General features: G+C 68.0%; 2 protein-coding genes. One reads left to right on the forward strand and one right to left on the reverse strand.

Annotated features, from left to right (window positions below):
• Positions 1–178: 178 nt before the first annotated feature.
• The gene (locus tag ACFWBW_RS36910; protein WP_385382585.1) at positions 179–1,126 is read right to left on the reverse strand and encodes a methionyl-tRNA formyltransferase; all 948 of its coding nucleotides are present in this window, start codon (positions 1,124–1,126) and stop codon (positions 179–181) included.
• Between the two features lie 262 nt (positions 1,127–1,388).
• Between ACFWBW_RS36910 and ACFWBW_RS36915 the strand changes: the two genes are divergently transcribed.
• Positions 1,389–2,753 (forward strand): lysine N(6)-hydroxylase/L-ornithine N(5)-oxygenase family protein, encoded by a 1,365-nt coding sequence (locus ACFWBW_RS36915; protein WP_385382587.1) that lies wholly within the window; start codon positions 1,389–1,391, stop codon positions 2,751–2,753.
• Positions 2,754–2,837 lie beyond the last annotated feature (84 nt).

Consider the following 2,837-nt stretch of genomic DNA (forward strand, 5'->3'; position numbering starts at 1 on the left):
GGGTTTGCGGGGGTTGTTTCGGCAAAGGGGGGGGGGGGAGTGTTTCCCGCCCGGCGGGGAGGGGGGGGGGGGGGGAAAGGGGCCCTCCGACAAGCGACTTGGGCCCGGTCCGCCACCCCCGGCCCCCCCCGCCCGGGGACCGTCCGGGGCGGGCCGGGGTTCAGGGGGTGTTGCCCGGTTACGGGCGGGTGGTGAGGTAGCCGCCCATGGACTTGAAGTAGGTGGTGGCCGGGAGTTCGGTGCCGTCTTCCGTGCGGACGCTGGTGATGGCCAGGCCGCGGTTCCGGCCCGTGCGGGCGTCCGCGCCGGCGACGATGACCACGCCTTCGCCCTCGCGGTAGAAGATGCGGCCCGGGGTGCCGCCGTAGCGGCCCTCGGAGACGACGGCCGTGAGGATCTCCAGGCGCTTGCCCTTGTGGAAGGTGAAGGCGGCGGGGTAGGGGGCCGACTGGGCGCGGACCAGGCGCTCCAGGGTTTCCGCGGGCCAGGACCAGTCGATGCGGATGTCCTCCTCGGCCCTCTTGTGGAAGAAGGTGGCCTGCGAGCGGTCCTGCTTCGTGAACTCCGTCCGGCCGGACGCGATGAGGTCGAGGGCGGCGATCGTCACCGGGGCGATCAGGTCGACCGTCTTGTGGAACAGGTCCGTGGTCGTGTCCGTCGGGCCGACGGGGATCGAGCGCTGCATGACGATGTCGCCGGCGTCGAGCACCTCGTCCATCATGTGCGCCGTCACGCCGACTTCGGGCTCGCCGTTGATGAGGGCCCAGATGAGGGGGGAGAAGCCCGCGTACTTGGGGAGGAGGGAGTCGTGGATGTTGAGCGTGCCGTGCCGGGGGAGCGTGTAGATGCGCGGGGGGATCCAGGTGCGCCAGTTGTTCGCGACGAGGATGTCCGCGTCGGCTTCCTTGAGCTGCTGGAACAGCTCCTCGTCGTCGGGGCGGTTGCGGATGACGACCGGGACGCCGTGCTCCTCGGCGAGGTCGGCGACCGAGTCGCTCCAGATCTTCTCGTAGGCGTGCTCGCTCTTGGGGTGGGTCACGACCATGACGACGTCGTGCTCGGAGTCCAGGAGCGCCTTCAGGGTGCGATGGCCCCAGGTCTGATAGCCGAACATGACGACCCGCATACGGGTTCCTCCTCAGAGAGCGAAATGAGCAAAGGCAAGTAAAGCAAGGCTTACCTAACGGCGCAACAACCCCGATTCTGGGCTTGATTGACCCGAGTGTGGGTCTGTTGTCCGGTTTGCCTGGTCGACAGGCCGTCTGGATCAGGTTAGCTTTACCTAAGTTCCACTCGGCTGCCGGTCACCGGTGCGCCTGGACTCCCCCTTTCCCCCACCCCTGACAAGACGCCTGGCAGGCGGCTGTCCCGCACCAAATGGGAGTGACATGTCACAGGCTCTTCCTGGCGACGCACCACTGATCCACGACCTGATCGGTATCGGCTTCGGGCCGTCGAACGTCGCCATGGCGATCGCGCTCAGCGAGCACAACGTGCGCGTCGGAAGGCAAGAGGCGGTCACCGCTCACTTCTTCGAGCAGCAGCCCCAGTTCGGGTGGCACCGCGGCATGCTCATCGACGACGCGACGATGCAAGTGTCGTTCATGAAGGACCTGGTGACGCTCCGGAACCCGACGAGCGAATACAGCTTCCTCTGCTACCTGCAGGAGAAGGGCCGGCTGATCGACTTCGTCAACCACAAGAACCTGTTCCCGCTCCGGGTCGAGTTCCACGACTACCTCGAGTGGGCCGCGGCCAAGGTCGACGACATGGTCTCGTACGGCCACCAGGTCGTCTCCGTCGAGCCCGTGCTGCGTGACGGCGTCATCGAGTACCTCGACGTGACGGCGCGCTCCGGCGACGAGGTCGTCGTCCACCGGGCCCGCAACCTCGTCATCTCCACCGGCCTGCGCCCGGTCATGCCCGAGGGCGTCGAGCGGACCGACCACGTCTGGCACAACACCGACCTGCTGAAGAAGATCGACGGCCTGGAGGGCAGCGAGCCCACCCGCTTCGTCGTGGTCGGCGCCGGCCAGAGCGCCGCCGAGAACGTGGCCTACCTGCACCGCCGTTTCCCGCAGGCCGAGGTCTGCGCGGTCTTCTCCCGCTACGGCTACAGCCCGGCGGACGACAGCAGCTTCGCCAACCGCATCTTCGACCCCCAGGCGGTGGACGAGTACTTCACCGCCCCGGAGGACGTGAAGCAGCGGCTGATGGGCTACCACGGCAACACCAACTACTCCGTGGTCGACATCGACCTCATCGACGACCTGTACCGCCAGTCGTACCAGGAGAAGGTGCTCGGCACCGAGCGGCTCCGCTTCCTGAACGTCTCGCGCCTGACGGGCGTTGAGGAGACGGCCGACGGGGTCCGCGCCAGCATCAAGTCCCTCGTCACCGGCGAGGAGAGCGTGCTCGACGCCGACGTCGTGGTGTGCGCCACCGGCTACCAGCAGGCCGACGGCCTGGGCCTGCTCGGCGAGGTCGCGGACCGCTGCCACCGCGACGACCAGGGCCGGATCCGCGTCGAGCGCGACTACCGGGTGACGACCGACCTCGAACTGAGCTGCGGCATCTACCTCCAGGGCGGAACCGAGCACACCCACGGCATCACCTCCTCCCTGCTGTCCAACACCGCGGTACGGGTCGGCGAGATACTCGACTCGATCCTCGACCGGAACCTCAAGGCCGTGCCCGAGCAGGCCCGCCCGGTGACCGGGGGAGCCGCCGGAGCCCGCCAGCCGGCCGTCTAGTGCTGTGACCGGGAAGGTTCACCGGGTCGGGGGGGACCGCAAAAAAGACCCCCCACCCTTTCTGCACCCAAAAGACACCCCCTC

The sequence above is a fragment of the Streptomyces sp. NPDC059957 genome (assembly GCF_042730015.1).
In the GTDB taxonomy this organism is placed as follows: domain Bacteria; phylum Actinomycetota; class Actinomycetes; order Streptomycetales; family Streptomycetaceae; genus Streptomyces.

Excerpts from the sequence above, each read along its gene's own strand:
- ACFWBW_RS36910 (WP_385382585.1), bottom strand. The coding sequence starts at position 1,126 with ATGCGGGTCGTCATGTTCGGCTATCAGACCTGGGGCCATCGCACCCTG.
- ACFWBW_RS36915 (WP_385382587.1), top strand. The coding sequence starts at position 1,389 with ATGTCACAGGCTCTTCCTGGCGACGCACCACTGATCCACGACCTGATC.